Here is a 4901-nt window from a genome sequence, read left to right on the forward strand (position 1 = left end):
CTGCGAGTACTTCCTCGGTGGCGCCACTTCTTCCTCGTTCCCTGTTCCAGGCGATCCTATTGGACACCTGTCCGAGAACTTCGAGGCACCTCAGGGGAAGGGGGTGACGTCCCATCTGTTGGGTCGCCTAGAAGAACAGAAACCGATGGGCGACCGTGACTACGTTCTATATCTCCGCTCCTTCGGCATCGACCATGTCCTGTCCAGGGCGGACCCGGTAAGCGGCGCGCACTTTCTGACGTCCCTGACCAGCCACTTCGGTTTCCGTGACCCTGCCCACCGTGATGACACCTGGGAAGAGCGACTCGCCTACCTGTTTCGGCGTTTCGGTCGTGTCGTGGCGGCCGGCCGCCCGGGTGAGCCCCTCCCTCTCCCGGGAGCCCGGCGCTTCTACCTCCCCCCGGTCGGCGAGGGCTGGAAGGAAGAGATCGGCAACGCCATCCACCGGGCCCGGCTGGTAGCCATCGTCGCCGCCGTCGGCGAGGATTCCGGTAGTGCTCAAGGCACCCTTTGGGAGTACGCCGAGGCTGTACGCCTGCTCCCGCCGTCCCGTGTGGTGCTGGTCGCCTGCGGAGGGCGCGACGCCTACGAACGCTTTCGCAAAGAGGCCGCCGAATACTTCGGCAAAAGGGCAGCGGAGCTTCACAAAGCCGGGAAGGTGCCGCCACCATCACCCGTACTCCCCGACTGGCCGGAGCCCCAGCGGCCGTCGAAACGGAAGAACGGGTTTCCGCTCCACGGAGTCGTCCGCTTCAACGCCGACTGGGCCGCTGAGTTCGTGCACTTCGACCCCACTGTGGAACAGGGCCATACGCCGTACGCGCGCTGGCGCAAGACCATGCGGTCGCAGGTCGATGCCTGGATGGATGAGTGCGAGCAAGGGCTGCCCGGGGACGCTGTGCACACCTTGAAAGTCCGCTGGCACTGGCACCTCAAGGGACTCGCCACCCTGCTCTTCGGCTGGTTGACAATCCGCGCCGCCCAACGCTGGGAAAGTCTTCTGCTGTCGCAGAAGCTCGCGCTGTTCGTAGCTATGGTCATGGTGATCGTCACGCTGGCGCGACTTGCCGCCATACTGCGCAGCATGAGCCGCAACGGTGTGGAAGTCCGGCTCACGGAGCAGGAGGAGTGCGGGCGGCCAAGTTCCTCGAAATCGCCCCCGGATTCGGCAGAAACACGGCGCCTCGTTACCGAGTTCATGGTTCGCTGGCCCGGCCGTTTCGGCATCGGTCTCATCGTCTTCAGGTGGCACCGCGACGAGGGCCTGAAGTACGTCGACTCTCCTGGCCGCCCCTTCTGGCGCGTCCGAACCACGAGGACGCTGCTGGCCCCCTTCCGTACCGCCCGCCTGTGGCCAGGGGGCATCGCCCTCCGCGGCCGAGCGCTGCAGGTCGTGCAGACCGAACGAGACGCCAACATGACGAGCCAGCAGTTTGGCGAGCGCGGCCTGATGGCTATTGCGTGCCTCGTCGGCACCGTAGTCGGAACGGCAATCGGCGTGTTCCGGGTGCGGGCCGGCGGCCAGATGCTCGGCGTGGCGGCTATCGGCCTTGTCTCAGCGTCCCGGTTCTGGTTTCGCGCCCGCAGTGATTTCAAGCGGATGAGCCGGATGCGCCTGCACCCCCGCATCCCCGAGGACTTGGTCCGGGAGCCCTGCGTGCTATACCTGCGCCCGCACTCCGCCGACCCCCACCCCCCGTCCCCCTGGCAAGGTCCCTTGGATGTCGACCTTCATACGGTTTTCGCCCAAACGGCCCTGTTCCGGGTCGGATACGCGCGCCATGCGTCACCGCCGCCCGCCGACCTGGCCTGCCTGCCCTTCCCCACAGACAGCTGGAAGACCGCGCTGACCGCTGTCCTGCCCCAGTGCAAGTTGGTCGTCATCCCCGCCACTGGCGCTGCCCCCGAAACCGCCTGGCAGCTGACCGAAGCTGTACGCCTTCTCCAGCCCTCCCGTCTGCTCCTGCTCCTGCTCTCGGGAGAAGACGCTGACGAGGAGTACGCCCGCTTCCGCCAGGCCGCCGCGGCAGCGTTCAGGGAGCGTGCGGCTTTGCTTTCCGAGGCCGACCGAGCAGTTTTCCGCCCCCCGAATCTTCCCCTGGACATGCCGGAGGCAGCACGGCTCGGCCCACGGAATCCGGCCCTGCTCGGCGCGATCCACTTCAAGGAGGACTGGACGCCAGCCGTCCTGTACTTCAGTCCCGTGGACACCGCCTCCGGCGAGGTTCCACGCCGCGCGCAGCTCCTGCGCATCCGGACGGAACTGCAGCCGATACTCGACAGCCTGCCCCCGAGGCAGTGCCGACGTGCCTAGCCTGGGGCGTCATCTGAGCCACGGGAGGTGGAATCTTGCCGACCTCGCGGCGCCCGCCCTCGCCCGAACCGCCAGCAAGCTGTTGCCGTCGGTGCGCAACCGCCGAAGTCGGCTGATGCGCTTACATCAAGAGCACCTCCGCCGGTACCGATAGGTGCAGGCTGGTCCCTCTCTTCTGGAAAGCCGGCCAGGCACACGCATTGATGACGTGTTACGCCTAGCCTGAAGCTCCCGTGTGGCCTGTCAGCGCTGGGCGCGTGGGCCGCGAAGGATCCGCAGCGGGTCTCACGTCAATATGACTGCGAAGAACCCGAAGAGGTACGAGATCGCGAAACCGACCGCATGTACTGACCAGAGCAGCAACCTCAAGTGATGTAGCCGGGGTGGCGGTGCAGGGACCAGGCAGGGCTGTTCAGTCGGGCCCAACGGCAACCGCTCAGGCGGGGGTTGTCCGGAGCCGTGGTGGGCAGAGTTGATTCCTGATGACCGGTCCGAGCGACTGTGTTTCGTTCGGACCGGTCTGCTCTCACTGCCGCCGGCAGACTTGTGCCGGTCAGGTGTGGGTTCCTCCTTCCTCGGCGGTGCAGCCGAGGAAGGAGGCCCACGCATTGGGGCGGAACCGCAGGGCGGGACCGCCGCGGCTCTTGGAGTCCCGGACGGCGACGATGCCGCCGGTTTCGGCGACTTCGACGCACGCTCCGTTGCCGGAGCTGTGGCTGCTCTTGCGCCAGCGGGCGCCGCTCAGGTCAACCTCGTGAGCAGGCTGACCGTGGTGGGTGCTCATGTCTTGTGCATCTCCCTTGCGATGTTCTCCAGGGTGGCGGGGGTCTCCTGCGGGTCAGGGCCCGCGGCTCGTACGAGGTCGAAGGTCTGGATGAACTTGCGGACATCGCGTTCCTTCTCCAGGTACACGTTTCCGGCGATCGAATCGACGTAGACCACGGTCGGCGCCTTGGCACCGAACTCCAGCAGCGCGAACGTCCCGGCCATGGCCGCATGGGCGCCCTTGGCAGTCGGCATGACCTGGATCGTCACGTTCGGCAGGGCAGCGGCATGGATGAGGTGCTTGATCTGGGCCGCCATCACCTCCGTCCCGCCGACCGGCCGCCGCAAGGCGGCCTCCTCGAGGACCACCCACAGCTCCAGCGGATCGGGGCGGCGGGCGAGCAGTTCCTGCCGCTGCATGCGGAAGCGGACCAGCCTCTCAACCTCCTCGGGCTCGCCTGGCCGCACCGCCGCGATCACGGCTCTCGCGTAGTCCTCGGTCTGCAACAGACCGTGGACGAATATCGGCTCGTACGTGCGAAGGCCGACCGCGTCGGACTCTAGCCCGGCATAGGTGGCCATGCCGGACGGCAGGACCTCCTCGTAGTGGGCCCACCAGCCCTGCTGCTGTGCGTCCTTGTGGATCTGCATCACGGCCTCCACCTGAACGGGGTCTTCAACGCCGAACCAGGCGAGGAGGTCGCGCACGTCCCGGGCCTTGATCGGGGCCTGTCCGGTCTCCACCCTGCTGATCTTCGACATCGAGCACTCCAGGTGCTCGGCGACGTCCTCGATCCTCTTGCCCGCGCTCTCACGCAGCCGTCGCAGCTCGGCCCCGAGCTGGCGCTTGCGTACGGTCGGTCCGCTGGCCGTGGCCATCACCCCTCCTTGACGCGCATCCGCGAACGACAGGTTGCCGTACGCAAGTGTGCCCCAACACAGCCAACTCCTACCGGCGGTCGGGCGTTTGCGTCCACGCCCTTCGGTGCCGGCAGGCATATGCCCACTTGTCTCACGCACTTGCGTGGAAGAAGTGCAGAGGTTCATTCTGAGGGCGCTTCACGATCCGTAGCTCTGCTGTCGCTGATCGTCGGTGGCTGGCGTGCGCGGATTCCGCCTCGGACGGAGGGAGCCCCGGCGATGCACGCGGTACCACGCCACAAGTGCAAGCGAGCGACCACGGATGCCGACGACCGCCCGGCGGTGATCGAACGGTCGCTGCACTTCTCCGTCCCCGTCATGGCGGCCTCGGTGGCCGCCGCCCGCCATGAGGTGACCGGCCAGCTCCGCCTGTGGGGGCTGGAGGGCGGGGCGGTGGTGGAGACGGCCGTGCTCGCGGTCAGCGAATTGGTCACCAACATCGTGCGGCATGCGGCCTCGGTTCGCGCCGATGTCCGCATCGGCCTGGACGAACGGCACCTGACGGTCGCGGTGCACGACCGCGATCCGCGCATCCCCCGCCGGGCGGCGGTTCCGCACCTGGACGGCAGCGGCGGCTGGGGACTGCACCTCGTGGAGACCCTGGCCGCCGAGGCCGGCGGCAGAACCAGCGTCCCCCGCGACGCGGACGGCGGCGGAAAGACCATCACGGTCCTGCTGCCGCTGTAAATCGCTCGTCGGCGGGCCGCGGCATGTCCCCACGGAGGCGTCGCCGCTCGCCGAGCCGCACCGCCCCTCGCCCCACCCGGTGGTGCGGCAGGCGCCACCGCACCCCGTGGCGCCGGTGGGGGGGGGGGGGGGGGGGGGGGGGGGGGGGGGGGGGGTGGGGGGGGGAGGGGGGGGGGGGGGGGGGGGGGGGGGGGGGGGGGGGGGGGGGGGGACG

4 protein-coding genes are annotated in these 4901 nt (G+C 68.3%); 2 read left to right on the forward strand and 2 right to left on the reverse strand.

The features are described 5' to 3' along the window. The first annotated feature begins 103 nt into the window (after positions 1-103). Positions 104-2314, forward strand: coding sequence for a hypothetical protein (locus ACZ53N_RS30705; protein WP_469144079.1), 2211 nt, complete (start codon positions 104-106; stop codon positions 2312-2314). A gap of 553 nt (positions 2315-2867) precedes the next feature. Here the strand turns inward: ACZ53N_RS30705 and ACZ53N_RS30710 are convergent. Both ACZ53N_RS30710 and ACZ53N_RS30715 read right to left on the reverse strand, forming a co-directional pair. Next, complete coding sequence (locus ACZ53N_RS30710; RefSeq protein ID WP_469144080.1) at positions 2868-3098, reverse strand: DUF397 domain-containing protein; 231 nt, start codon at positions 3096-3098, stop codon at positions 2868-2870. Beyond that, positions 3095-3958: a helix-turn-helix domain-containing protein gene (locus tag ACZ53N_RS30715; protein ID WP_469144081.1), complete on the reverse strand. Its 864-nt coding sequence runs from the start codon at positions 3956-3958 to the stop codon at positions 3095-3097. Before ACZ53N_RS30715 ends, ACZ53N_RS30710 begins: the two co-directional genes overlap by 4 nt. A gap of 261 nt (positions 3959-4219) precedes the next feature. Here ACZ53N_RS30715 and ACZ53N_RS30720 point away from each other — a divergent pair, with 261 nt between their 5' ends. Further along, a complete protein-coding gene (locus tag ACZ53N_RS30720; RefSeq protein ID WP_469144082.1) occupies positions 4220-4687 on the forward strand; it encodes an ATP-binding protein in 468 nt (155 codons plus the stop codon). The last annotated feature ends 214 nt before the right edge of the window (positions 4688-4901 follow it).

The sequence above is a fragment of the Streptomyces sp. NPDC033229 genome (genome assembly GCF_055576875.1).